Annotated in this window: 24 protein-coding genes and 1 pseudogene; 3 read left to right on the top strand and 22 right to left on the bottom strand. The window is 43.7% G+C overall.

Annotated features, from left to right (window positions below; all coding sequences use genetic code 11):
* Nucleotides 1–4: 4 nt before the first annotated feature.
* The 5 genes from AZH43_RS01150 to AZH43_RS01130 are packed head-to-tail and all read right to left on the bottom strand — an operon-like array spanning nt 5 to nt 4,664.
* Nucleotides 5–490, bottom strand: a complete 486-nt coding sequence (locus tag AZH43_RS01150; RefSeq protein WP_067665582.1) for an aromatic-ring-hydroxylating dioxygenase subunit beta — start codon at nt 488–490, stop codon at nt 5–7.
* A gap of 10 nt (nt 491–500) precedes the next feature.
* Nucleotides 501–1,778 (bottom strand): aromatic ring-hydroxylating oxygenase subunit alpha, encoded by a 1,278-nt coding sequence (locus tag AZH43_RS01145; protein ID WP_067665580.1) that lies wholly within the window; start codon nt 1,776–1,778, stop codon nt 501–503.
* 30 nt (nt 1,779–1,808) lie between these two features.
* Nucleotides 1,809–2,336 carry a nuclear transport factor 2 family protein gene (locus AZH43_RS01140; protein ID WP_067665577.1) on the bottom strand — a complete coding sequence of 176 codons (528 nt, stop codon included), beginning with the start codon at nt 2,334–2,336 and terminating at the stop codon, nt 1,809–1,811.
* Between the two features lie 30 nt (nt 2,337–2,366).
* Complete coding sequence (locus AZH43_RS01135) at nt 2,367–3,533, bottom strand: acyl-CoA dehydrogenase family protein (protein ID WP_067665574.1); 1,167 nt, start codon at nt 3,531–3,533, stop codon at nt 2,367–2,369.
* A gap of 18 nt (nt 3,534–3,551) precedes the next feature.
* The gene (locus AZH43_RS01130; protein WP_067665571.1) at nt 3,552–4,664 is read right to left on the bottom strand and encodes an amidase; all 1,113 of its coding nucleotides are present in this window, start codon (nt 4,662–4,664) and stop codon (nt 3,552–3,554) included.
* A 145-nt stretch (nt 4,665–4,809) separates the two neighbouring features.
* Here AZH43_RS01130 and AZH43_RS01125 point away from each other — a divergent pair, with 145 nt between their 5' ends.
* Nucleotides 4,810–5,277, top strand: a complete 468-nt coding sequence (locus tag AZH43_RS01125; RefSeq protein ID WP_067665639.1) for a MarR family winged helix-turn-helix transcriptional regulator — start codon at nt 4,810–4,812, stop codon at nt 5,275–5,277.
* A gap of 66 nt (nt 5,278–5,343) precedes the next feature.
* On the opposite strand, the gene AZH43_RS01120 is transcribed toward AZH43_RS01125, so the two are convergent.
* The 6 genes from AZH43_RS01120 to pobA form a co-directional block, all read right to left on the bottom strand.
* Entirely contained in the window at nt 5,344–6,339 is a 996-nt protein-coding gene (locus AZH43_RS01120) for a 3-hydroxybutyryl-CoA dehydrogenase (protein ID WP_067665568.1), read from the bottom strand.
* A 1-nt stretch (nt 6,340) separates the two neighbouring features.
* Nucleotides 6,341–7,447 carry an NAD/NADP-dependent octopine/nopaline dehydrogenase family protein gene (locus AZH43_RS01115; protein WP_067665565.1) on the bottom strand — a complete coding sequence of 369 codons (1,107 nt, stop codon included), beginning with the start codon at nt 7,445–7,447 and terminating at the stop codon, nt 6,341–6,343.
* 102 nt (nt 7,448–7,549) lie between these two features.
* Nucleotides 7,550–8,533, bottom strand: a complete 984-nt coding sequence (locus AZH43_RS01110) for an AraC family transcriptional regulator (RefSeq protein ID WP_067665562.1) — start codon at nt 8,531–8,533, stop codon at nt 7,550–7,552.
* A gap of 101 nt (nt 8,534–8,634) precedes the next feature.
* Nucleotides 8,635–9,987 carry a spinster family MFS transporter gene (locus AZH43_RS01105; RefSeq protein ID WP_067665559.1) on the bottom strand — a complete coding sequence of 451 codons (1,353 nt, stop codon included), beginning with the start codon at nt 9,985–9,987 and terminating at the stop codon, nt 8,635–8,637.
* Nucleotides 9,988–10,511: 524 nt separating this feature from the next.
* Nucleotides 10,512–10,904, bottom strand: a complete 393-nt coding sequence (locus tag AZH43_RS01100; RefSeq protein WP_067665556.1) for a DUF4440 domain-containing protein — start codon at nt 10,902–10,904, stop codon at nt 10,512–10,514.
* A 377-nt stretch (nt 10,905–11,281) separates the two neighbouring features.
* Nucleotides 11,282–12,496, bottom strand: coding sequence for a 4-hydroxybenzoate 3-monooxygenase (pobA, locus tag AZH43_RS01095; RefSeq protein ID WP_067665553.1), 1,215 nt, complete (start codon nt 12,494–12,496; stop codon nt 11,282–11,284).
* A gap of 150 nt (nt 12,497–12,646) precedes the next feature.
* On the opposite strand from pobA, the gene AZH43_RS01090 reads away from it, so the two are divergent.
* A complete protein-coding gene (locus AZH43_RS01090) occupies nt 12,647–13,456 on the top strand; it encodes an IclR family transcriptional regulator domain-containing protein (RefSeq protein ID WP_067665550.1) in 810 nt (269 codons plus the stop codon).
* A 47-nt stretch (nt 13,457–13,503) separates the two neighbouring features.
* Complete coding sequence (locus AZH43_RS01085) at nt 13,504–13,884, top strand: IclR family transcriptional regulator domain-containing protein (protein ID WP_227509758.1); 381 nt, start codon at nt 13,504–13,506, stop codon at nt 13,882–13,884.
* Nucleotides 13,885–14,118: 234 nt separating this feature from the next.
* Here the strand turns inward: AZH43_RS01085 and AZH43_RS01080 are convergent, their stop codons facing one another.
* The 11 genes and pseudogenes from AZH43_RS01080 to AZH43_RS01030 all read right to left on the bottom strand — a co-directional run.
* On the bottom strand, nt 14,119–16,548 hold the full coding sequence (locus AZH43_RS01080; protein WP_067665548.1) for a glucose/quinate/shikimate family membrane-bound PQQ-dependent dehydrogenase: 2,430 nt from the start codon (nt 16,546–16,548) through the stop codon (nt 14,119–14,121).
* 152 nt (nt 16,549–16,700) lie between these two features.
* Nucleotides 16,701–18,047: a carbohydrate porin gene (locus AZH43_RS01075; RefSeq protein ID WP_067665545.1), complete on the bottom strand. Its 1,347-nt coding sequence runs from the start codon at nt 18,045–18,047 to the stop codon at nt 16,701–16,703.
* A 74-nt stretch (nt 18,048–18,121) separates the two neighbouring features.
* Nucleotides 18,122–19,579, bottom strand: a complete 1,458-nt coding sequence (locus AZH43_RS01070; RefSeq protein WP_067665542.1) for a NosD domain-containing protein — start codon at nt 19,577–19,579, stop codon at nt 18,122–18,124.
* A 21-nt stretch (nt 19,580–19,600) separates the two neighbouring features.
* A complete protein-coding gene (gene aroD / locus AZH43_RS01065; RefSeq protein ID WP_067665539.1) occupies nt 19,601–20,464 on the bottom strand; it encodes a type I 3-dehydroquinate dehydratase in 864 nt (287 codons plus the stop codon).
* A 66-nt stretch (nt 20,465–20,530) separates the two neighbouring features.
* The gene (gene pcaG, locus AZH43_RS01060; protein ID WP_067665536.1) at nt 20,531–21,160 is read right to left on the bottom strand and encodes a protocatechuate 3,4-dioxygenase subunit alpha; all 630 of its coding nucleotides are present in this window, start codon (nt 21,158–21,160) and stop codon (nt 20,531–20,533) included.
* 17 nt (nt 21,161–21,177) lie between these two features.
* Nucleotides 21,178–21,903, bottom strand: a complete 726-nt coding sequence (gene pcaH, locus AZH43_RS01055; protein WP_004649024.1) for a protocatechuate 3,4-dioxygenase subunit beta — start codon at nt 21,901–21,903, stop codon at nt 21,178–21,180.
* A 23-nt stretch (nt 21,904–21,926) separates the two neighbouring features.
* Nucleotides 21,927–22,334 (bottom strand): 4-carboxymuconolactone decarboxylase, encoded by a 408-nt coding sequence (gene pcaC / locus AZH43_RS01050; RefSeq protein WP_067665532.1) that lies wholly within the window; start codon nt 22,332–22,334, stop codon nt 21,927–21,929.
* Between the two features lie 12 nt (nt 22,335–22,346).
* Nucleotides 22,347–23,702 (bottom strand): MFS transporter, encoded by a 1,356-nt coding sequence (locus AZH43_RS01045; RefSeq protein ID WP_067665529.1) that lies wholly within the window; start codon nt 23,700–23,702, stop codon nt 22,347–22,349.
* A 39-nt stretch (nt 23,703–23,741) separates the two neighbouring features.
* Nucleotides 23,742–24,530 (bottom strand): 3-oxoadipate enol-lactonase, encoded by a 789-nt coding sequence (pcaD, locus tag AZH43_RS01040; protein ID WP_067665526.1) that lies wholly within the window; start codon nt 24,528–24,530, stop codon nt 23,742–23,744.
* Nucleotides 24,527–25,885, bottom strand: a complete 1,359-nt coding sequence (gene pcaB / locus AZH43_RS01035; RefSeq protein WP_067665522.1) for a 3-carboxy-cis,cis-muconate cycloisomerase — start codon at nt 25,883–25,885, stop codon at nt 24,527–24,529. Before pcaB ends, pcaD begins: the two co-directional genes overlap by 4 nt.
* A 16-nt stretch (nt 25,886–25,901) precedes the next feature.
* Nucleotides 25,902–26,273: pseudogene (locus AZH43_RS01030) on the bottom strand (acetyl-CoA C-acyltransferase); the annotation flags it as partial.

Here is a 26,273-nt window from a genome sequence, read left to right as displayed (position 1 = left end):
TCTCCTAAAGAATGTAACTGATACCCGCTAAAGTATCGGTAGAATTAACTAAGTTAATAATTTTACGATTAATTTTAAAACCTTGTTCAGCATCGCGGATCAAGTGGAATGTGACATCCGCTGTATAGTGCTTCAAATTTTCTTTACGGAATTCACGCAGGTTTTGCGCACAGCGCAAAACAATTTCATCGCCTTCATCTTTGACAATACGTACACGGGATACACTGCGTACCGTATTTGCTTTTGGAGATGTTGAAATGGCCTCACCGTTATCTAAGCGGTTCACACGCAATTGGCGCATGTGATGATTGTCATAGGCATAATTCAAATTATTTTCATAATCCGTTAATGATGGATCAATCGGAATAATATAAACGCCTGTTTCATTCCACAGCTTTAACCATTCTTCATGCTCATAATGATCCAGCATGTCCGCTTCGGCCCAAATAAAAGCAGTCACTTCATTCAGTAAATTTAAATCGATTTTCATTGCTCTCTCCTTAAGCTGTCATCAGCTTTTTCCACTGCTGATATGCAGCCCGCATGCCTGTTTCAGCACTTACGTCACTTTTTAAACCATCTTCGGTTTTTACTTCGCCCGGTAATCCGCGGTTAAGCATGATCCATAAATCATTGCCGGCATCTGCACCCTTTTGCACACGCTCCCAAGCTTCTGCATCATCCGGAGTACCAAAACCAAATGGGCCTTGGAAATGCTCATGCAAACGCAAGCGGTACTGATTGGCAATTTGCGGACCGCCATCCATGGTAATCACTGAGTGATGAATTTCTGTTTTATCTACAGAGATCGGCTGCATGACACGGAAGAACGCCATTGAACACGCAATGTTCGGAAATAAGTTCAAGTTAAAGCCCGAACCGCCTACAGCGCGCACAATACGGCGTACTTCCAATTCTGCATGGCCTTCTTCACGCAATGCCTGAGCTAAATCTTCAAAACGCTCCTGAATTGGACGTTCCATCAATTCTTCTTCAAGATCGACCAGTTCAGGAATCATCACCATGACACTATGGCCATTGCCTAAATCTTCGACATAGCCCGGCTGATTATCAAAGTTGAATAATTCTTCAGTTTTTTCATCGACTGAACTTAAGAATGATTTATGCACCAGCGGGAAATGGTAGGCATCTGTGGTATTTTCCAGCTGGATTTTCCAGTTGCCGGGGAACGTAAAACGGTGCTCGCCCAATACTTTCACTGGATAGCCCGCACCCTGTTTCATGAACAGGTCAATCCATTTTTTCGCAGCGCCAAGGAAATCTGCTAACGGTTCAACATCATGATTAAATGAGGCGAAAATCATGCCGTTGTATTCTTCAACACGCAGGCTGACTAAAGGGAATTCAGATTTATCTAAGCATTCACCATAGCTTTCAGGAGACGGTACACCGCGCAGGCTGCCGTCCAAAGCATAGCTCCAGCCGTGATAAGGACATACAAAACTGTTGGTTTTTCCCTTTTTATGTTCACATACTGTTGCTGCGCGGTGACGGCAACGGTTAAGCAGCACATGAACTTTCTTTTTACGGTCACGTACTGCAACCACCGGCTGTTTGCCGATATTCATGGTCTTATAGCTGCCGCCTTCTGGAATTTCGCTGGCATGCGCAACCCAGACCCAATTGCTGTAATAGATTTTTTCCATTTCATCTTCAAAGATTTTTTCATCTTTATAAAGAGAAGTATGCGCACGGTCTGATTGCACTAGCTCATTGTAGTCAATATCAATATTCTGCATTGGGATGATACTGTTCATGTCAATTATCCTTTTCAATTTATCCTTGAGTTATTTCTGAGACGGTACTGGCAATTCCGCTGTACTGTTCCAATGAGAGACCGGACGGCTGAAAATATTTTCTGTTTGAAAATGCTTAATTTTCCAAGACCCGTCCTGCTGCTGTTTAAATGTCACGGTGAGTTTGGCAGCATTTAAATGGCTGCGGCCATCTCTAAATGCTGAGGTTTGCAGCATCAGCCAAGAGGCTTTTGCTTGCGTATCCTCAACATAAATTTGTTCTGAACTGACAAAATGCGCATTCATCACAAAATGCGAATCTTTCTGGGTATAACCCTTAAACATGTCGTGAATCGCCTGCCGTGAGCTGAAGTGACCAAAAGACTGCGCATATTTCTCGCCTATGCCTTCCCAAATACTGTCGTCATCAAACAAATTCATTAATTCATTCAAGTCCGTATTGGCATCTAGAGCATCACAAATTTCCATGTAGCGGTTAATGCAGTTCCGAATTGCAGCCTGCGCTTCCAGCTGTGCTAAACGCTGCATAATTGCAGTCAAATCCATTTTGTCATTCATTCTTAATACCCGCGTATAAAGTCAATCTGCTTATAAATAGCCCGGTGCCGGTTTTAAGCCAAAGCTGATTAAACCTGCATTCTGCAACGTGGCATCCCCCATGAAGGCATGCTGCGTGACCACATTGGTATCGTTCACAAAACGGCTGAATACATTGTTGGTATAAATAGCCGTCATACCTGCCAGCATTTGCATTTTTCGGGCAACACGGGCAGCAACGCGGGCAGCATGAGTACAGGACAAACGCATATCACTGATTTGTTCCGCTGTCGGTGTACGGCCTGCAGCAACTTCGCTCCAAACGGCATCCATGGTTTCATAAAACCAGGTACGCGCCGCTTTAAACTCTGCCTCAGCTTGCGCGAATTCGTATTGCGTTACTGGGCGGTTTGCAATTTCGGAACCCCCAGTAATAGAAGCTTTGCCTGGCGCAAGCTGCTTGAACTCTTCTAAAGCCGCAGCCGCCACACCTACTCCGACTACAGTCAAGACCTGTGTTGCAAGAGATAAAGAAGGATATTTAAAAAAAGGTTCAGAAAGCTTAGACGGCTCTCCGCGTACAAATGTCCACTCTTTAGGAACCAAGACATCTTCAACAACTAAATCATGGCTTCCCGTTCCTTTTAAGCCGACGGTATCCCAAGTCATTTCAATTTTTACTTTTTTTGCAGGCATGACTGCCATACGCGGCAAGCCTTGCGCTTCATTGTCCTTTTGCGGAGCAATACCGACACCAACAATATCTGCACCCATGCATCCGCTAGAAAACTTCCAGCGGCCTTTAACAACAACGCCGTCGTCAGTAATTTCTGCTGGCTGCGGCGGAAAAATGCCGCCTGCAAAAACAATATCCGGGGAATCTTTATAAAGCTGCTGCAAGGTTTCTTCCGGCAAGCTGCCTAAATAAGCTGGACTCATGCCAAAGCTGGCCACCCATCCTACTGAGCCATCCGCCATGGATAATTTTTCAATCAGCTCGCAAAACTCTCGCGGTGAAACTTCCGAACCGCCAAAACGCTTAGGCACAAATGCTCGGTAGACACCCAGTTTTTTTAATTTTTCAATAATGTCTTGACTGACATAGGCCTGATTATCAAATTCACCGGTACATGCACGTGCACGGATTTCCTGACATAAAGCCGTCAAGTCCACTGCGGTATCATCCATGACAAAATCCTTTGCAGATAAATCATTCATTTGTTAACTCCTTGTAACTTATTGCGCCGCCTTCACGACAAATTCTGCAATTGCACAGAGCTGTTCATCCGCAGTTTTTTTGGCAACAATCTGCAGCCCAACAGGCAAGCCATCTTTTGTCTCTAGCGGTACTGAAATTGCCGGATGCCCAGACAAATTAAATGGACGGACCAGCCCTGTTAAATTTAAAAATGCAACGGTATTTTCCGCATCTGCAACTTGCGGCGGAATCTGCGGCAATGTCGGCAACAGCAATGCATCATATTGATTCAGCAAAGCATCTACTTCTTGGCTAAACTTTTCTTTTACATATTCTGCTTCGGCAACCTGCTGGCGTGTAGTTTCTGAGGCCTTCAGCAAACGCGTATGGACATCTGAGCCCAAAAGTCCTGTTTCAGTTAATGCCCCATAGGCCTGCCAGTTCTCAAAATTGATAATTTGCATACCGGCATGAAATGCGTCATCAAAAGAAGCAATCGCTGTATGTGTCAAATCCAGACCAGCTTTTGCAAGGTATTCAGCAATACATTCATTCACTGCATCACTCGCCTGCACATTCAGCACTGCAAGCTTAGGGGCTGATTCCAGCGCTTTTGCCGGATGAAAACTCGGATCAATGATCTGCATGGCGGTTTCAATCATGCTGACTGAATTGGCAAATGGGCCGACGCAATCCAATGAACTGTTTTCAGGATGTACGCCTTCACGGCTCACACGGCCAAAAGTCGGCTTTAAGCCAAAAATACCGCAACAGGCAGCAGGCATGCGGATCGAACCGCCTGTGTCGGTTCCTAAAGTAAAATCTGCCAGTTCGGCAGCAATAGCCGCAGCCGAACCGCTTGATGATCCGCCAGGAATCAGTGCAGGGTATTTCGGGTTAAGCACTGTACCGAAAGCACGGTTAATGCCTGTAATACCGAAAGCCAATTCATGCAAATTTGTTTTTGCAGTAATTTGACAATCTGCAGCCAAAATACGCTCCACCACAACAGCATTTTGCTCTGCGGCAGGAATGGCCTCTAACGCTTTACTGCCTGCGATCGTCTGAAAACCTTGAATATCGATAGAGTCTTTCACCATCACGGTGAGTTTTCCTGACCCTAAATGAACATCCTTTGCGACAATATTCATTCACTTTTCCATGTATTTTTATTACTAAGACTAATATCTGAAAAAGCAATGTAATTGTCAAGTATTTTTCATAACAGAGAGCAAAGAAAATATTTCTAATTTTTGTATAATGGATTATCAATTTTCACAAAGTCATCACTTTGCCATGCTTACTCATTTAGAAAATTTTCTGCCTAACAATGAACCTAGCAGTCTTCAAAGCTACCCTTTTTTCTGGGTCTCCCAAGTCAACGGTAAATACACACAGCTGATTGAGAAGTCTATAAAAAAACTAGGAATAGACAACACGCGCCGCAAAATTATTTTAAGCACAAATGCATTAGGTCAAGCCAGCATTACCGAAATAGCCAACTTATCAACACTTAAATTAACCACTGCAACCAAGGCTATTTACCGTCTGGTGGAAGATGACATTGTTCAGGTTTTTTCTTCTGAATTCGACGAACGCATTTCTATGGTCAAGCTGACAGACAAAGGCAAAAAGCTGGTAGAACAGATTAATCAGATCAGCCAAGTCACGCTTTCAGGAATTTTAAACGCTTTTAATGATGAGGAATTGATTCAGCTGAATGCTCAGATGAAAAAATTATTTGATCTGATGCCATCCAGCTGATAACTGAAAAAATGGCCATCAAGCAATAAGCCCATACGTGACAATGGGCTTATTGCTGGCTCTATTTCAAAGCCCAGAAGAAACAATATTCAATTCTGGCTTCAAACCTGATACCTCAATTCTATTCAAAAATGTTTGAAGCACTTGCTGCTTATAAGCAGGAATATCCACTCCCTCATATTGATAAAAACCCTGCTGTTCCCTTAGGCCATTTCGGCCATTTTGCATATTTTCTTTAATAATATCTGGCGCGCTATACCTTTCGCCTAGCTCTCCCTCTAAATACTGTGATGCATAATACAGAATATCACCGCCGCCCCAATCAATAAACTCAAGTAATCCCAAGACCGAAAACCGAAGCCCAAAACCAGTGCGGATGGCAATATCAATGTCCTCTGCGGACGCGACACCTTCTTCGACCATCCGTGCCGCTTCATTCATCGCCAAAGCTTGAATTCTGGGAACGATATAACCTGCTTTGGCATTGCATACCACCGCGACTTTGCCAATTTCAGTCAAAAAAGATTTAAGCGTCAGTACTGCTTGTTCTGACGTTTGTTCTGAGCGGCTTAATTCGACTAAGGGCATTAAATAGGCGGGGTTGAGCCAATGCGCATTCACCACCCGTTCAGGATGAGAAAGCATCTTGGCAATATCTGTCACCAAAAAGGTGGATGTCGTTGAGGCAACTATGCAGTCTGCCGAAATATGCTGATCCAGCCAAGCAAAAATATCCTGCTTCACCTGTAATTTCTCAGGCACACCTTCCAAAATTAAATCACATTGTTTTAAAATTTGAATCGAAGCAGACTTTTCAATCACTTGTATATTGGCTTGAATCGCTGAAATTTGCTCAGGCTGTATGAATTTGATTTGGCTTAAGAGCCGCAATTCTTGTACAATATCCTGCTCTGCTTGCTGCTGATATTGTACAAAATCATTAATTGAACGCTCTTTAGCGTCAATCAGCTTAACTTGCAGTCCGGCATAGGCAAAAGCAATAGCAATGGCTTTGCCCATTCGCCCAGCCCCTACCACAGCAGTATGCTGAATTTTGGACATCTTAGACTCCCTGCTGCAAAATCATTTGCAGCTCTGGTTTTGATTTATCAGCTAAACCCAAACTTTCCAATGTTCGGCCTTCAGCATATAAATCGTTACCTGCAACGGCAGAAGCAATATTCAGCAAGCCTTCAGCCACGGGGGTTTTGACACCAGCCCAACGGCCTACAGAAACAATTAAGGATAAACCTAAACGGGTATCTTCAAGCATGTAGCGATGTGACTGCAAATCAATATCCTCCCGCCAGTCACCGCTGTCTGTAAGCTTGCCATGAGCGCCTCGGCCATACATCCACTCATCCCCTTCATTTGCTTTATTGTAATGATCAGCCAGCGGAAAATGGGGGGCTGCATAACCTAAGGCTTCACGCAGGCGCATACGCTCAGCATCCAACTGAGACGTGACTCGGCGAATGGATGGCTGTGTGCCTTCATTATGAATATCCCATGCCTCGAAGTGCTCGAGCGGGCCTGCATTCATCATAATTAGCGGTGGATGAATGATTGGGCCTGCATTCATCAATGCGCCGCTTAAGCTGTCCTCAATCGGCTCTACGCTCGGATAGGCTTGCTGTAAAACCTTGAAGGCATGTTCGGATAAACTGCTGGGGAAAACACCTGTCGGTAAACGGGTTGCATAGCCACTTACGACAATGCGGTTTAGCCCATGCTTGCGCACCAAATACGGCAATGTGCCAGTTTCAGCAAAAGCGACCTGTGCCTGATTTCCAGCATCTTTCATTGCTTGAGCAAAGACAAAGCTGCCAAAAGTGCCTGGCGGTAAATAAACGACCTGCTCATCTTTAAAATAAGGCGCCGCCTGCTGCGCTAAATTTACATGTGTGGTTGCAGGCAAAGGAATAATAATCAGCTCAGCGTCTGTAACCGCCTGCTCTAAAGATTCCTGTAAATTGATCTGGCTCTTGTTAAAGCCTACTGTCACAGAGCGCTCACCTTGATAATCCAAAATCAAGAGCTCGCCAATTTCTGCTAATTCTTTTAGCGCATCGGTATCTCGCCGCCACAACACCACTTCATGGCCTTTTTCCGCCATTTCCACAGCTGAGGCATAACATCCATGACCACCGCCAAGTACTGTAATTTTCATTTCAAATCCTCCTGATTAACTGAGTTAACTTTAGAAGATTCAAGTACAGTTCACGTCCCCGTATGCGAATAGGCTATTCGGTATGCGCATACTTTTTAAAATTTACACTTCCTTCATTTTTAATGTTTCTGACGGCAGGCAGCCGTAGCGTTTTTTATATAAATTGGAAAAGTGCCCCATGCTTTGAATGCCGTTTTGTAAAAGAATATCCGTTACCGTATCGCTGGAATGGCTGTTCACTAAAGCTTGATGCACCCATTGCATCCGCTGATCCCGGATATATTCAATGGGTGTTTGCTCACAGTATTGATTAAAGCCTTTTTGCAAAGTCCGGCTGGAAACACCGCAAAAAACACTCAGATCTGCAAGTGAAATCTGCGATTGAAGATGTTGCTGAACATAATGCTGTGCTTTTCTCATGTAGCTTGGCAGCACTTTTGGTCTGCGTGCATTGAGCCGCTGGCTGTAATTGCTGGGAACTTTCAGCAAAATCAATTCAATTAAATACTGATTGAAGCTGGCTGAAATAAAGCTCCAGTTTTGAATATTGTAATAGGCGTGACAAAGGTAATTCAGTGTTTCAACAATAGCGTTTAGACCCTCTGCTGCAATTGGTACTCCGCTATCAAATGTTATCGCTTCTGCAGGAGTATAACCCAGCATTTTACACAGCTGTGTGTCCACGTCCTGCTGTGTCAATTTAAGAATAATATTGCGGCAGCGATGGTTGGTAATAATTCGGTTTTGAGTATGGGGATGGGTTACTGTCATAATGCCATATGACTGCAGCACCTGACTTTTCGCATGCTCAACTTTACATTGCCCTTCAAGATTAAAGCGGAACAAATAATGCGGGGACGCTTTATCTATAGTGATTGCCACAGCTGCGCTGTATTTCAAATCGTATAAAGCCGAGTTTCCAAAGCTAAAGCCATTCAAGCGGGTATTTAAACTCGAAGCCTCGTCTACATCAAATTGATGCGGGCACAAATAATGGCTGATTTTATCCTTAATGGTCTGATAGTCATCTGAATTAAATAATAGGAATTCATCCAGATAATGCAAATGGCTCAAACTCTGATTCATTATCGCACTCCATTAAATTCATTTTTATGAACTAAAATAACGCCAAAAGCCCATTAAATGTAATGAGCTATTGCTTGAATTTTAAAATTCAAACCATCCGCTTAAACCGGGTGCTCCTGCTGCATACTGGCACTAAAGGCCTTGCATCCTTTTTTCAGTAAAATAAAGGCAACTACACATGAGCAAGCACCGACAATAGACAACGACATGCCCACCATTAGAGGATTTCCAAAGATTTTATCAGTAATTAACGCCACTAAAGTCGTTCCGATTCCGACAGCAACTAAGTTGCTGATCAGCAGGAAGACCGCTGAAATCTGCGCACGCAGCTGGTTCGGCGCCAGCATTTGCATGGCTGTTGTTGAAATAGGCATTGGAAACGATGCAAAGAACATTGCTGGAACCAATAAAGTCACAGACAGCCAAAGTTCAGATACTTGAGTGAATGCAATCATAGGAATAATTAAACCGACAATTCCAATAACCCCAGTGACCATAGGCGCATCTTTTCTGCCTTTTTGAATAAACCAGTCATTTAGCCAGCCTGCACAAAATACACCTATGGTATTCGCTGCCAGCATCACGGTACCCAGCATATATCCCGCTTCTGTTGGTGTGAGCCCATATTTGCGCATATAAAATGCAGGTGTCCAGCTGATGAGGCAGTACAGCGCCATTGCATAGAAGGTAAAACCAAAATAATGGCAGCCAAAAGTAGTGCGGTGCTTTTTAATAAACTTGAACGCTTTTTTCATGCTGGTCTTTTCAACTTGGCCTTGCGCATTTAAACGCTGGCCTTTTCGCTGAGGATCACGCACGGTCAATATAAACAGCAGGCCAATAAAAACACCCGGCAGCCCGACAAGGATAAAAGCCATTTGCCATGCTTTAATTGCCCCCAGAAGCGGTACTTCAATCAAGCTCATATTTTTCAGCAAGCCAATAACATAGCCGCCGACTAAAAAGGCGATTCCCCCGCCGACAAATGATCCGCTGGAATAAACTGCGACAGCACGGCCTAGTTTATCCTTGCTGAACATATCGCTGAACATCGAATATGCCGCTGGAGATAATGCTGCTTCCCCGACACCCACACCCATCCGGCTGAAGAAAAGCTGAAAGAAACTTTTGCTTAAACCGCAAAAAGCCGTGGCAATGCTCCAAAAGACAATACCGACTGCAATAATTTTAGGGCGTGAAAAACGGTCTGCCAGATAAGCTAAAGGCAAACCCATAAATGCATAAAACAATGAAAACGCCAAACCATGCAATAAGCTGAACTGGGTATCTGATAAATTCAAATCGGCTTTAATCGGCTCAATCATCAATGCCAGAATTTGACGGTCAATAAATGAAAAGATATACGCCAGCATACACAGCAACACCACGTACCATGCATATACATTTGATTTTTTACTGACCGCGGCAGCCCGATCATTGATAGAACTATTCATGTCACTTAATCCTTGTACGACGGCTTATATTCCTCATAAGCCAGTATTTCTTTTACCCTTGATCAGGAAAACATTTCTTGATCAATATCATCAGAAACCTTTTATTCCTATCCAAAATCCGCTTCCATTCAAGCCTATTTTCCAGATTGAAATACTCAAGACTTTTACATCCTTGACTTAATTGTATTCACTTTTATATGTAATTTTCCATATCTTTTAAAGTATAAAGTCATACCTTTAGATTATTCGTCACCAAGTTTGACTGGAAAAATTTAACGTAAATTCACTCGAATTTTTCTGTTCAATCAAATTAAAAATTGATTAATTTATAGACTTAAACAGAACAGCTAGAACTGGAATTAAGCTGATATACTCTTTGTGCCAACTTAGGCAGATGCTTTATGATAATTAGACTAACCTGTATTCAGTTTTTTATTTAAAGGAGTTCAGACTTAGACTCATGCATTTTAAAGGGATAAAGCTGCATAAGCCTATGCTTTTAAATAAATGGAATAAAACTGCGTTTACCCTGTAAAAGTTTCCTGCAGGAAACGCCACAGCATTTTGCCTTGAATTTCCTCAATCAATGCACAAGAACGGCGTATTAAAACACCCGATTCTTTCGTATGCTTTTCTGTATAAGTCAGAACAATAGCCTGTTCATGCTGTAAAATAATTTCTTCATCATAAATTTCAATTTTAATATCAGGCATTTTTCCCTGATTATTCGCAAACAGCTGTTTCACTTCTTCAAACTTGAATTTTTTACCTGCGGCACCGACCATTTCAAAATTTTCAGAAAAATGTTCAATTAATAATGATAAATCTTGCTCACTGTTTGCACCGCTGAAAATTTTTTCAATGAGTACATGCATGGTGTGGATGCTTTCGATTGCTTTCTCTGCTGAAAGTGCCATATCTATTTCCCTATATTCAAATGTTGACCCACACAATAAAACAAAATTACATGTAAAATTCAATATAGTTTGTAAAAATGCAGCAAATTAATTTTATAAAAACCGAATTTCACTCAGATAGTTCAATGTAACTGCAAGAATATAAAAAAATTATTTCTAAGATTTGATAGTCTCTCCCATTTGCTGTTACAGCCAGCATTTTTTTGCAAAATAAAAGTTAAATATATTATTTTTCAATTATATAAATCTAAAATAGCAAGTTTATAGTAATGTTCTGGATACTGCGAATTAGGAATGTCATAAGAAAATTTGCAATTATTTTCTATGTATTTAAATAAAAAAAGCACCTTCAGGTGCTTTTTTATTATGGGATATATCTAACTTGCCTGTTTTAAATCATCGAATTTTTTAATTTCATAAGGCAGCCCTACGTAATTTTCTGCAAGCGTGGTTTGCCCAGCCTCTGACCCTAAAACATAAGCCAGTTCAGCTTGTTTAATTTTAATATCAAAATCACTTTCCGTTTCAAAACGGTGCAATAAATGGGTCATCCACCAAGAAAACCGTTCTGCTTTCCAAACGCGTTTTAGGCATTTTTCAGAATAGTCATCAATGCCCTGTTCTGAACCCTTCAAATAATACTCAATTAAAGCGCTGGATAAATAAGCAATATCAGAAGCAGCGAGATTTAAACCTTTTGCGCCAGTTGGAGGAACAATATGCGCAGCGTCGCCTGCTAAAAACAGCTTGCCAAAACGCATAGGCTCCGTCACAAAACTCCGCAGCGGGGCAATACTCTTTTCTATGGAGGGGCCTATAATTAAATTCTTTTGGCTTTCTGGATCTAAGCGGTTTTTGAGTTCATCCCAAAAACGTTCATCTGACCATTCTTCAACTTTATCGGTTAAAGGCACTTGTAAATAATAGCGGCTTCGAGTGTTAGACCGCATGCTGCAAAGAGCAAAACCGCGCTCAGACTGCACATAGATCAACTCATCAGAGACTGGCGGTACATCAGCTAAAATGCCCAGCCATCCAAAAGGATATACTTTTTCAAACGTTTTAATTTTATCCTGCGGAACTGTGGCCCGGCACACACCATGATAGCCATCACACCCTGCAATAAAATCGCAATTCACACGATATTCCACGCCATTTTTATGAAAGGTCACATAAGGTGCATTGTAAAACTCATGAACTTTTACATCATTTGCTTCATAAAAAGATAGCAATTCAGCCTCTTCACGGGCCTGCATTAAATCTTTAGTTACTTCAGTTTGCCCATAAACAGTGACTTCCTTGCCTTGTGTTAAAGCAGATAAGTCAATACGGTGCTTTTCGCCGTTGCTTAATATTTCAATTCCATGATGCGGCAGCCCCATTTCATTCAGGTGCTGATCAACGCCTGCTTCACGTAAAAGATCGACAGAAACTTGCTCCAAAATACCGGCTCGAATGCGCGCAGCAACATATTCACTGCTTCTTTGCTCAATAATAATATGCTCAATTCCCGCTTTATACAAAAGCTGCCCCAGCAATAACCCCGCTGGCCCAGATCCAATAATTGCAACTTTGGTACTTAAAATTTCCATTCGCTATGCTCCCTGTTCTATGCTTTCAAATTAAATTTTTTATAAGAATTCAGCTATAGTCGATAGAGGATACTCACCGTATTACGGTAGCATTGTCCGTATATCGGTCAAAATCTCATAAATGATGATGTGAATGTGCAAGGAAGCAAAATGCGTTACGATTTAATTGAAAATAAGACCTCAGGTGAAAGCATCAGCAATGATGACTTTATTTCTGGACTTGCTAAAGGCTTAAGTCTTTTAGAAGCATTTGGCATTGATCGGCAAAAACTGAACGCGGCGCAAATTGCAGAACGGACCAATATCAGCCGTACGGCAGCCAGACGCTATTTAAAAACTTTAAAATTCCTCGGTTATTTAGATGGCGATGAACATTCATTTTGGTTGACCCCAAAAGTTTTACGTTTTTCCAGTTCTTATCTAAGTTCTGCTCATTTACCCAAAATCGCTCAGCCTATTCTGAATATTTTATGTGCGCAGACATCTTTGTCATATTCAATTGTGGTTTTAGATGGTGATGAGGTCGTGCCTATTGCGCGAAGTTACTTGGCGGTACAGGATAATTTACGCGCCAGCCCTTATGGCATGCATTTGGGCAATCGGCTGCCTGCGCACGCCACCTCCACAGGTAAAATATTATTGGCTTATTTAAATAAAGCTGAACAAAAAAGCTGGTTTGAACAGCATGGTCTGAAACGTTTAACACCTTTTACAATTCAAAATGAAGCTCAGTTTTATGACGTTTTAGAACAAACTGCTGCACAAGATTATTGCTTGTCCAAAGAAGAGCATGAACTAGGTGTCATAGCCATTGCAGTGCCTATCTTAAATGGCCAAGGAAAAGCTGTTGCTGCCTTAAACTGCATGTCACAAACCAAGCATGTGACTGCACAATATTTAACTGAAAATATTTTGCCTTTAATACGAAATACAGCCTATGAAATTAGAGCGATGATTTAATCGCCAATGACTTGGCAGGAAAATCTGCTGAATTAGTCCGTTTAGGCATGATTGAAAATGAAAACATCATTTGGATTGGAAAAGCGCAAGGATCCAAGTCAGGGCTCAAATATGATCCTGATTCTGGCAGTATTGCTTACTTACCCGCTTCCGCATGCGGATTAGCTTACCTTTCCAGCCTTGATACTGAATCCTTCTCACGCATTGTTGATCGTGAAGGTTTTGAAAAATCGCAAAAATTCGGTCCTAATTCACCACAGAACCTTAAACAACTCGAACAGATGATTCAGGCTGCTAAAGAGCGCGGTTACGGCTTAATTTGTGATACTTATGAGCTTGGCATGACGGCTATGGCAAAAATCATCGTCAATCCTCTACGGGCAAACCATTTGGCACCGTCAGCATCGCCGGGCCATCTGTGCGTATGAATGCGCAGCGTGTTGAAGAACTTGCACCTGAACTGCTGAAAACAGCAGACAAAATAGGTGAAATGATTCATTTAGCGCAGCGTTAATCGCTTGGATTTTTTATTTCATTACTCCGTCAATGTTCAAGAAAGCGATCTTCAAGATCGCTTTCTCTTTGATGCTTAAGCGTTTTATTTATATGATTCAAGCCGCAAGAATTGAGCTGAATACATGCTTAAAATACCTATACATTCATTACTCTAAAGCATAGGCAATGACATAATCGCCATGATCGGGAGATTGCCGAGCGCCTCCTGCAGAAATGACTACATACTGTTTTCCTGTTTTTGGAGAAACATAGCTGATCGGTGTGCCTTGGCTGCCTACAGGTAAACGTGATTTCCAAAGCTCTTGACCATTAGAGGAATTAAAAGCCCTCAAATAGTAATCTTGAGTAGCAGCGAAGAAGACTAAACCGCCTTGTGTCGCCATTGGCCCGCCAATAGTCGGCATGCCAATCGGCGCTTTCAGCCCCATTTTTATTCCCATTGGACCCGTATCCTGTACTGTTCCCAATGGGACTTGCCATGCGACTTGACGTGTCGTCAAATCAATCGCAGTCATGGTTCCGAAAGGCGGTTTTTGACATGGAATCCCTAAAACCGACATAAAGCGGTTCTTATTCACCTTATATGGCGTTCCCTTCATGGGCACAGCGCCCATGCCTGTATTCACTTTCTCGCCTCCATTTGCCTGAATTTTAAGGTCTTCTGGAGTCTGTTTAATCAATTGAATCCATAAACCCAAGCGCATATCGTTCACAAACATATAACGATGTGTCGGATCAAATGCAATGCTGCCCCAGTTCATTCCACCTAATGAACCTGGAAAACTCAGCGAAACATCAGTACCCGGTGCTGTAAACAGCCCCTCATAACGCATCGATTTAAAATTAATACGGCACATCAATTGATCAAAAGGCGTGGCGCCCCACATGTCGGATTCAGTTAAGGTTTGATTACCAATCTGCGGCATTTCAACGGAACGCGGCTGTGTCGCGCTGTATTGTTCATTCGGAATATCTGCAGGCTTCACAGGCTGTTCAATGACTTTGGTTAAAGGCTTGCCAGTCACACGGTCAAGCACAAAAAACTGTCCAGATTTTGTACCAATTACCACCGCCGGTTTTGTAGATCCATCTTTCATAGGAAAATCCACCAAGCTTGGCTGCATTGGTAAATCAAAGTCCCAAAGATCATTATGTACTGTTTGATAAACCCACTTTTCTTTACCTGTCGTAGCATCTAATGCAAGAACGGACGTATTGTATTTATGATCAACAGGCTGGCGGTTCCCCCCCCACACATCAACAGAAGAACTGCCCATAGGTAAAAAGACAGTATTCATTTGCGGATCATAGGACATAGCAGCCCAAGAGTTTGCTGAACTGCGCTTATAAATTTCACCCGGCTTCAACACATAGTTCGGGTTTGAATTACGGGGATCAAATGCCCAGCGCAGCTCTCCTGTAATGACATCGTATGCACGAATAACACCGCCAGGCATATCAGCCGCGACGTTATCTGCAATACGGCTGCCAATTACAATAGTCGTGCCTGCAATAGTCGGCGCTGAAGTCACTTCAAAACGCGGCGCGGCGGTACCATCCCCTAAGCCTTCCAGCAAATTTACAGTTCCGTTGATACCGAAATCTTTACAGCGTTCTCCAGTATCCGCACTGACTGCTATTAAGCGCCCATCGGGTGTATTGGTATATACGCGGCGCGGACAAACCGTATTGTTTGCGACTGCCGTTACAGGCGTAGATCCTGCCAAAGTGGGCTGAACCAGCGGCTGAGTCGCATCAAAATATGCAACACCGCGGCAACGCTCCCAAGCATCAGCTTTTGAGTTGACCTCCGCTTTCCAAAGCTGCTTGCCGGTATCTGTATCCAAGGCAAAAATGTTGTTATGCGGTGTACAAACAAAAACTTTATCCCCCACTTGCAATGGCGTAACTTGATCTTCTGCGCCATTTCCTGAACCCGTGGTTAAATCGCCTGTTTGAAAACGCCAAACTTCTTTTAGGCCCTTCACATTATTACGGTTGATTTGATCTAATGCCGCAAAACGAGTGCCTTCAGCATCACCGCCATAATGCTCCCAACTCACCTGCTGTTTGGCAGGATCTACAGGAATCAAAGGCAATTCCTGCCCAGAAGCGGCGACGGTGGGATGCGGCTGAAACATCTGATAAAAACCTATCAGCATGCCGATGACAGTCATGCCTGCAATCGCATAAGCAGGCGCTGCCGCACCGTTTTGAGACTGATAGCGCCGAATTGACGGCAGCGTGAACATCAGCGCAGCAAATAAACCCGCAGGAAACATCAAGCGAGAAAATAAAGCCCAAAAATCCCAGCCTGCATCAAACCATGACCAAATGAGCGTACCTGCAAAAACCAAAGCAAATAATGCGACACCTGCTGCTTTCTTTTTAAAGACAAAAAATGCAGAACATGTAATTAAAATACCTGCAATCAGGAAATACCATGAGCCGCCAAGGCTCACTAATTTTCCACCGCCGACAATATAAAATAAGCCGGTAATGAGTAGCGCGAGACCCAGTATAAAGCACCATATCTTAAATACGGGCTGGGCTTTAGAGGATAGTTGTTCAGACATGAATTTTACTCCAGCAATCACAGCATGCTTAAATGTAGAAGCGTTTCAACGTGTTCAAAAATCATGTTGCATAGAATCGTTTTCAGCTAAAGCAGAGCGGGCTGCTTTAACAGTTGAATATTTGCGAAAACTTTATCGGTTCAATAAGCGCATTAAAAGTTTAGACGCATTGTTAGGCCCGCAACCCAAGCATCATCGACTTGCTTCACACCGCCAGCCTGATGAACATATTGCAGATTTGGCCGCAGCATAATTGCAGGTGACCATTGATAGGTGTAGTTCAGCTCAATGTTTAATTCATCATACTGAACGGGCGCATACAATGAATTTTGGTAATCATCCGCAGTCAGCCCATTGACTTCATTGCTATAGTTTTGACGGTCTCTCACCCGGTCATTTACGTCAAAACGGGCAAAACCTAATCCGATACTGTCATTCGGACGGTTATCTAAAATGCCCTTGTACCAAAAAGCGATTTGCTGCGTAGATTCCACTGTGGTCGTTGCTTTGTCGTTATAAGTGAAATTTGCTGAGGCAAATAAGCCCCGATTCGGCTGATCAGCTTTTGCGGTTAATTGCTGCTGAGCATTTAACCAAATACTGGATTTATGATCATGAATCTTTCTCGCATTCGCTTGAAGCGCAATCTCGCCATTTGCATCAGTTTTCACATCTGATGCATCGGCTGTTGCATAGAATGCGCCAATTTTATACTCACCCGACAGGCCATTAAAAACATCCAATTTCGGTTTCCAAGCCAGTTCAACTGGAATAAGCGCGCCTTCAGTTTCGTCCATGGTCAGGTTGAAACCGCGGTTTTCTAGACTATTTTCAGGGTTTATTTCATAGATGCCGGCAGCAATAGACCACTCTGGCGCAAATTGATATTTAACATTTAAGCCCCATTGCGACACTGGGCCATTGTACCAAATGCTACCTACGGTTTTGCCGAGCTGGCCGCCGCATAGCATCAGGTTTTGGAACTCACAATGTGATCCATTGAAATCTTCGGATAAGCCCATGCGTCCAATTTTGAATTGCAAGGTTTTATCTAAAAAGCCTTTTTTAATCCAAGCTTGGGTTAAGCGCCAAGATTGGCCGCGTCCATAAATTTCTTGGACACTGCTAAACTGGCCGGCCCGCGGATCAGAAATACGTTCTGCCGACAGCGACTGACCGTCCCGCTTAGTTACAGAAATACTGGCTTGCGTATCGTTCCAGCCTGCTATTTTTTCTAAATCCAGCTGTGTGCCCAAGGTCAGCTGGCTGGCATGCAAAATTTCCGAATCGTCATTGTAGCCGCCGTCTAAATTGGCAGCGCTTTCATTAATAAAAGATATGTTAAATTTATATCCTTGCTGTTCTAATTGCTGGCGATTTCCATTCCAGTCCCCCAAGAGCCATTGACGGTCTTGTGACCACGGCTCGTTGGCAAATGCAGCCTGTGCAAAAAGCATAGAAGTGACTAAAACTGTAAATTTATTTACGATCTGTTTCATGTGCTTATCCTTAGCATCATTCAATATTCAATCAAAAAAAAACGGCACTTTCAGCCCCTGAAAGCGCCTATATATTAAAAAGCAATGGCGTTACTTAATTCTGAAGTTGCTCCATGAATATCCGTAACCGTTGCAGTAATGGATGCCGCTTTCTGTGCAGGTTTCCAGCTTGAATTTGCTTGGCCTTGAGCATCCGTAGTGAGCGTCACGGAACCTAAATAAAGCTCAGCTTCTTTGGATTTAGCATTGGTATTTCCAAAAAATTCAACTTGATAGCGCTGATTTGGATAACCCTTTGCCGTCACAAGCACTTGCCCCTTATCTGCGCGTAAATGAGGCGCTTGTATCGCTTGATTCGGAATCGCATTGCAGCCTTGCTCATTGGGCTTGGTGCAGGTTTTTTGCAGTTTCGCCGCTTCAATCACTACGCCACCGCCGCGAGAACCGATAAAGTCCGCATGTTCAAGTGCAGGAACACCGAAGACGATTGCGCCTAAACGCTGATTCGGCACACATGAGCCGCCAGCTTCACAGCGTTTTATATCTTTGCCATTATTCCAGATTTGGTTTTTGGTCAGCGTTGTATGTGCTTGGGCATCTTTTTCAGAACGAACCGCAATACCGATGCGGTTGCCGTGTACTTTATTGCTGTCAAAAATATTGCCGTCACCGCTTATGTTGAAACCGAGCGAGTTATTGGTCAGCTCGTTGTAGGCGATGTAATTACGTTTACCCCAGTTAATCTGCAGGCCATCGGAATAATTTTCAAATTTATTGCCAACAACAGCGTTGTCATTGCCCCACAGAATTTCAATTCCTTGTGACGGTTCCGGATTCGCCTTGGTCGATGTGAAAAGATTATTTGCAACCAAATTAAATGCAGCGCCGCGCGTCAGCTCTAAGCCGTCACCGTTATCAATAAAGATATTATCCAGCACTTTATTATTGTTGGTTGTGGTTGATGTAGAATTGCCTTGACCATCATCGCCCGTCAGCATGACACCTGAGCCGCCATAGTTATTGCTAATGCGGTTATGCTGAATCAAATTGCCGCTTGAACGGTTCACTAAAACACCAATACAGAAACGGTGAATATCCAGCCCTTTTAAAGTGACCCCATTCATGTCTTGCAGAACCAAACCCGGCAAGGTTGTGGTACGCACATTGGTTCCATATTGCTCAGGATTCGCGCCCGGACAAGCTTTGGCGCCCTCACCTTTTATATAGTTCGAACCATCAATGGCAATAAACTCTCCAGTTTTTTCCCATTGTGTGCCAATAATTTTTACTGATGATTTAATCGGCGGTAATGGCTTATCTGCTTTAATAACATAAGGCGCCTTACCTACAGCTTGAATTAAAATTTCATTTTCTTGCGCTGTATTAGCATTTGACTGTTCAATTGCCCAGCGCAATGAACCTTTTTCATGGTCATCTTGATAACGGTCTACAGTGTATGTTTCTGCTGCTGCAAACCCGGAGCCCAGCAATCCTAATGTCAATGCGGTTAAGCGTAGCGAAGCTAATTTCATGACGGTTTCCTTGTCGAAAAATTAAGGGGTCGGTTGAACTGTTTTTAAAAATTGTTTTAACTGTGCGACATCAATTTGACCGGGTGCAGATGCTTCCCCAATCATGCCAAAACTCATACTGCCGCCCATGTTGGCGGTGGCTACGCGCGAAATTGTGCCTAAACGCCCCATTGACATAGTCAATAACGGTTTTTTACTTTTTTGGCTGACATTAAAAGTCGCATTCATTAATGTGAGCACATCTTGTTTCGACTGCGGCATTACTGCAATTTTGAGGATGTCTGCGCCCATTTCATCTTGTTTGAATAAACGCTGCTCAATCTCTTGCTGCGCTGGTGTTTTATCAAAATCATGATTTGACATAATCACTAAAACATTTTTTTGATGGGCGCGCTGAATAAGTTTTTCTACGCGCGCTTGATCACGGAACATTTCTATATCCAGCAGCTGCATAAACGGCTGCTTTAAGTATTCCGTATAGGTGCTCTCATAATCTGCATCAGAGATTTTCAGCTGCCCGCCTTCATTCGCTGTCCGGATTGTGGCAATTAACGGCTTGTTTTTAAGAATTTGATTGAGCTCTTGCCCCAGTGCAATGACGGCTTTACTGTCAGATGCAAAATCCAGTAAATCAATACGGAATTCAGCCATATCTGCATTCGGATTTTCAGCAATAATTTTTGCTTGCTCTAAAGCCTGCTGCTTAGTTTTTGCAGTAATCGGAACAATTGTTTTGACCGGCAATGCGCCAATATTCAAATTTTTAACTGGATAAACTGCAGGAGAGTTTTCTTTATTTAAGGTGCCTGCCTGCGCCGCTGCAAACGTCAGTGAAATAGAAACAGCTAGACATAATTGTTTTGCAAAGTGATTTAAATTCATCATTTTCCTTCCCTGTCATTCGGCAGCGTCAGATAAAGACTGCCGAATATCATGAATATATGTTCCAGATTAGATATCTAGAAAAACCGTCTCTTTGTCGCCTTGAATATAAATATCAAAACGATAAACAATCTGACCATCGCGCTCTTCACGTTTGGCAATTAAGGTTTGGCGGCGCGGTTCCCATTCAATGCTGTTTAAAACAGGATCTTTGGCATTGGCTTCGCTTTCATCTTCAAAATACACACGGGTATTTAAACCGGTGTTAATTCCGCGTGCGAAAATAATCAGATTGATATGCGGTGCTTGAGTACTGCCTTTTCGTCCTGGTACTGTGCCGGGTTTAACGGTGTCAAAATGCCAAACACCAGTTTTAAAATCAGCGCCAGCCCGGCCCCAGCCATGAAAATTTTGGTCGGCTGCTTTGCCTTGGAAATCGGCCGCGCTTGGATAGACACCATTGGCATCTGCTTGCCAAATTTCGACAAGAACATCACGCAGCGGAATGCCAATGCCATCAAAAACCTGACCTTCTAAACGGATGCGTTCACCCGCTGGATTGTTTTTCAGCAAGTCGTTATTGAAATTGTTTTCAAAAACTTCAATGCCCGCCTGTTTAGGCAATAATCCAATATGAACATAAGGACCGCCTGTTTGAGACGGAGTTTCATGCAACTCTTCAAAATTCCAAGTTTTCATTTTCTTAGCTCCCTCTCTTAATGCAATTCGTTTTCAAAGTAAGTCGCGCGGCGGCCACGTAAAGTGATGTCAAAGCGGTAGCAGCGGCTGTCGGCTTCAATAAAATTGCTCTTATCCTCAAGCGCAATTAAGGCGCGGCGCTGTTCTTCTGAAGGAATCGTTTTCAAGATTGGACATGAGTCAATCAGCGTGTCACCTTCAAAATAGAATTGTGAAATTAAGCGCTGCGCCCAGCCATCCGCAATCAAAGAAAAGTGAATATGCGCCGGACGCCATTCGTTGATTCGGTTGCGCCAAGGGTATGGGCCCGGCTTAATGGTCCGGAAAATATAAAAACCGTTTTCATCAGTCATCATCCGTCCGCAGCCGCCAAAGTTTGGATCCAGCGAACCAATAAATTGATCATTCGGGTGACGGTAGCGCCCAGAAGCATTCGCTTGCCAAACTTCCAGCAAGGCATTTTTAACCGGACGGCCAAACTGATCACGGACATAGCCATGCACAATTACCCGTTCACCCACAGGCAAACCTTCTTTGGCGCAGTTTAAAATCAAGTCATTATCTTTTGGCCCAAACTGGTCCGCTGAAAAATGAGGTGCCGTTACTTCTGAAATTGTTTCACCAATTGCAATCAGTGCATTTTTAGGTGAACGTAAAACACTTGTTTTATAGCCTGGCGTATGTGCTGGCGGATGGTCATCGGTATTACGCTGTGCGTAAGCTCCCCAAATAATTTGAGACATTTTGATCTCTCCTTTAAAAATGTTTATTTATCCTTGGCTATTTTTTCTGGGGCTATGCCCATTTCTTCAAAAATTTCTTCAGCCATATGCATTGCGGCATTCGCTGCAGGCAAACCAGCATATAAAGAAGAATGAAGAAATAATTCCTTTAGATCATCTTTGGTCACGCCATTGTTGAAACATGCGCGGATATGCATCCGTAGCTCATCATTTCGGCCCAATGCCAGCAGAATGGCAATTGTCACCAAGCTGCGGGTATGGCGCGGCATGCCCGGGCGCGACCAAACTTCTCCCCAGGCAAAACGGCTAATAAAATTTTGAAAATCTTCATTAAAATCATTTAAATTTTCTAAAGACCGACCGACATGTTTTTCACCCAACACTTCAGTGCGAACCTGTATGCCTTGTGTATAACGCTCTTCGTCATTCATGATGAATACCTCTTAAGTTGCATCTGTATGAGCAACAAATGATTTAACTAGAATTGCAATAGCGGCAGCTGTCGCAGGAATCAGCAGCATGCTTAAAATAGAGCTGAACGACCAGTTGTTGCCAAGCAGCACTGCGCCAATCCATGCACCGAAAACAGCGCCGAAGCGGCCTATACCGGACATCCACGCCACGCCTGTTGCACGGCACTGGGTTGGATAAAAGCGTGTGCTGAGCACGGGCATTGCCGATTGCGCGCCGTTTACAGCCATTCCTGCACATAAAATAAAGATGGCAAGCAGCGTTGGACTGCCTAAGCTTTGGCTGACAATAAAAGCGAAAATACCTGCTGCAAAGTAGAATCCGGCAATCACGCGGTTTGGATTAAAACGGTCCATTGCCCAACCGACAAACAATGCGCTTAGCACACCGCCGAACTGGAATAGTCCGCCAATAAATGCTGCGCGTTCCATGGTTGCGCCTGTTTCACGCATTAACGTCGGCAGCCAGCTGGTGAGCAAGTAGATAATCACAAGCCCCATAAAATAGGTAAACCAGAGTAAAAATGTGCCTTTGGCATATTTTTTAGAGAACAGCATGCCAAATACGCCTTTTTTCTGGGTACTTTCAGCCTGTTCTTCTGGAACATGGAATCCTATTGCTTGTGCCGCTTGCAGCGGTGCAATACGGGTCAGAATTTTTTTAACTTGATCGGCTTTATTTCCTTTGAGAATCAGATAGCGGTAAGACTCTGGTAAAAAGAACATCACGACAAGCATGAGGACAAGCGGAGCCCACCCCCCAACTAAAAATAGGCTATGCCAGCCATAATTCGGAATCAGCCAGCTGCTGAAAAAACCGCCCACAGCCATGCCCAAGTTGTACCCGCAGAACATGCACGTCACCAGCAATGAACGAATCCGAGCAGGGCAATATTCAGAAAACAAAGTAGTGGCATTCGGCATCGCTGCGCCTAATCCAATACCCGTTAAGAAGCGGAAGATGACCAAACTGTCTAAATCACTGGCATAGGCACACGCCAAGGTAAAGCCGCCAATAATCAGCATTGAAATGGCTAATACAATTTTTCGGCCAAATCGGTCAGCCATCGGGCCAGAAAATAAGGCGCCAAAAATCATCCCGCCTAAAGCGGCACTCATGACGGGGCCTAACTGTGAGCGGTCAATACCCCAATCTTGGGCTAATGCAGGCGCAATAAAGCCCATTGCAGCAGTATCAATCCCGTCCACAAAAACAATCAAGAAGCAGACAATCGCAATAAGCCATTGATATTTGCTTAATGGGGAGTCGTTGATTAATGCTTGCGCATCAATTCCTGATTTTTGCGTATAACTATCCTGAGACGCCATTTTTGCCTCCTTAAGGCCAAGTCCTTTTCGTGAATTGCTCTATTGATTTTTATCGATGAAATTTTCTAGCAACTGGCTGAATTCATCGGGTTCCTCAATATTGGATAAATGCGAAGCGTTCAGTGATTTAAGCTCAGCATTTTTTACATGACTGCGGATAAATTCACCGTCTTCTACGGTGGTAATCGGATCTTGAATTCCGCAAATCAGCAATGCGGGGATTTTCAATTCAGGCAATGAAGCGCGAACATCTGCATGCGCCAAAGCGCGGCAAGCATTCGCGTAACCTTTTGCTGGCGTGGAAGCCAGACTGTTAATCGTTTGCTGCGCCAGCGCATTATGCTGATAATCAAATTTTTCGCTGAACCAGCGTGTATGCGTTGTCTTAACTAAATCGTCTAATCCATTTTTTTCAACTTGATCTGCACGCGTCAGCCATGCATCAGCCTGACCAATTTTTGCAGCCGAATTTGCCACTGTAATGGTTTTAAAGCGCTCAGCCGCATTGATGCCTAGCCAAAGCGCGGTAATGCCGCCCATGGAAATACCGCAAAAATGCGCTTCAGCAATATTCAAAGCATCCATAATATCAATGACGTCTTCACCCAAATTGGTCAAAGTTGAATCATCTATCACATCACTTTTACCGTGACCGCGGGTGTCATAACGTACAACTTGATAGTTCTCTTTGAAGAATGCGGCTTGCGCATCCCACATTTTTTTATCCGTGCCTAAAGAGTTGGAAAAAATAATCACGGGAGCATCGCGCTGCCCCTCTACCTGTATAGATAAGGTTTTACCTTGACGGTTTTGGATAGTATTCATCATTTTGCCTCTCCTTCGGCTTCTTTCAGCACAGCATCAATCTGTTCCTGAATATTTCCTAAATAAGATTCAGGTTTAAAAATCTGCTGCAATTCTGCTGCATCAAAATATTGCTGGACTTCAGCAATTTGACTGACTGCATCTTTTAAATGGCATTTTTCAGCCACAGCTTGCTTGCAGGCCTGTTCAACCAAATGATGGGCATTTAAGCGGCCTATTTTTGGCGCAAGCGCCATCATGACGGCTTCCGCCATAATTAAGCCGTTCGTGCATTCAATATTGCGCTGCATATTGACAGAATTGATTTCCAAACCTTGCAACACTTCGACGGTGCGTTCTAATGCCCCTGCACAAAGCTGAAAGATTTCAGGTAAAGCCAGCCATTCAGCATGCCACGAACCTAAGCTGCGCTCATGCTCCTGCACCATGCTTTGATAGACACTCGACATCAGTGCGGGCACACGATTGGCGGCGGCCAATATAGAAGCGGCGGCCACTGGATTGCGCTTATGCGGCATTGTCGATGAACCGCCCCGCCCTTTTGCAGTGGGCTCAAACACTTCTGCAACTTCAGTTTGCATCATCAAGGACCAATCGCGGGCCATTTTCCCAGTATTGCCTGTCGCCATCGCTAAAAAGCTTGCGATTTCAACAATACGGTCCCGCTCACCATGCCATGTACATGCAGGAACATTTAGATTGAGTTCCGCCGCATACAGCTCAACAACCTGTGAGCCTTGATCAAGCAATGATGCCAACGACCCGACTGCGCCGCCAAGCTGAGCCGTCAATACACGGGCTTTGAGCTGCTCTAAACGGTCTAAATCACGTTTAAAACTGCTGGCCCAGCGTGCCGCCTTATGCCCAAAAGTGATGGGTAACGCCTGCTGCAGCCAAGTACGCCCAATCATCACTTCAACTCGGTATTTTTCTGCAAGCTCAAGTGATGTGCTATAAGCAAACTGAAGCTGTAATTCAACAACTTTTAAAGCATCTTGAGCCTGTAAAATACATGCGGTATCTAGAATATCCTGACTTGTTGCGCCCCAATGCACATAGCGGGAAGCCTCTTCATCTACGGTTTTCACAGCCGCAGTAAACTGCTTTACAAAAGGAATCGCGATATTTCCTGCCAGTCCTGCAGCGATTGCAAGACTGTCAAAATCAATGGCCTGGATACCTTGAGTATTTGCAACACTGACAATTATTTCAGCTGCAGACTCAGGAATTATCCCTACATGAGCTTGCGCTTGCGCCAAAGCCACTTCAGCCTGAATCATATACTTGAGCAAAGCATAGTCACTGAAAATTTCAGTCACATCCGCTTGGTAAAATAAACTTGCATATAAGTGGCTCATGACAATATCCTTTTGTTTAAACCCGCTGAATAATCAAAGCGATGCCTTGACCGACGCCAATGCACATTGAGCACAGCGCATATGTGCCGCCGGTCCGTTCCAGCTGATTCAGCGCCGTGGTGACCAAGCGCGCACCCGATGCCCCCAGCGGATGGCCAAGCGCAATCGCGCCGCCATTCGGATTCACCCGTTCACTGCCGTCGGCAAGGCCCAATTCACGCGTCACCGCCAAAGCCTGCGCCGCAAAAGCTTCATTCAGCTCAATCACATCCATCTGTTCAACTGTTAGCCCTGTTTGCGCCAGCAGCTTCTTGACCGCTGGCGCCGGGCCAAAGCCCATGATGCGCGGCTCTACGCCAACTACGGTTGCGCCAATAATCTTGGCGCG

This window comes from Acinetobacter pragensis, from assembly GCF_001605895.1.
Lineage (GTDB): Bacteria > Pseudomonadota > Gammaproteobacteria > Pseudomonadales > Moraxellaceae > Acinetobacter > Acinetobacter pragensis.
The sequence above is the reverse complement of the archived record's forward strand: the minus strand, read 5'-3'. Positions and strand labels throughout refer to the sequence as shown.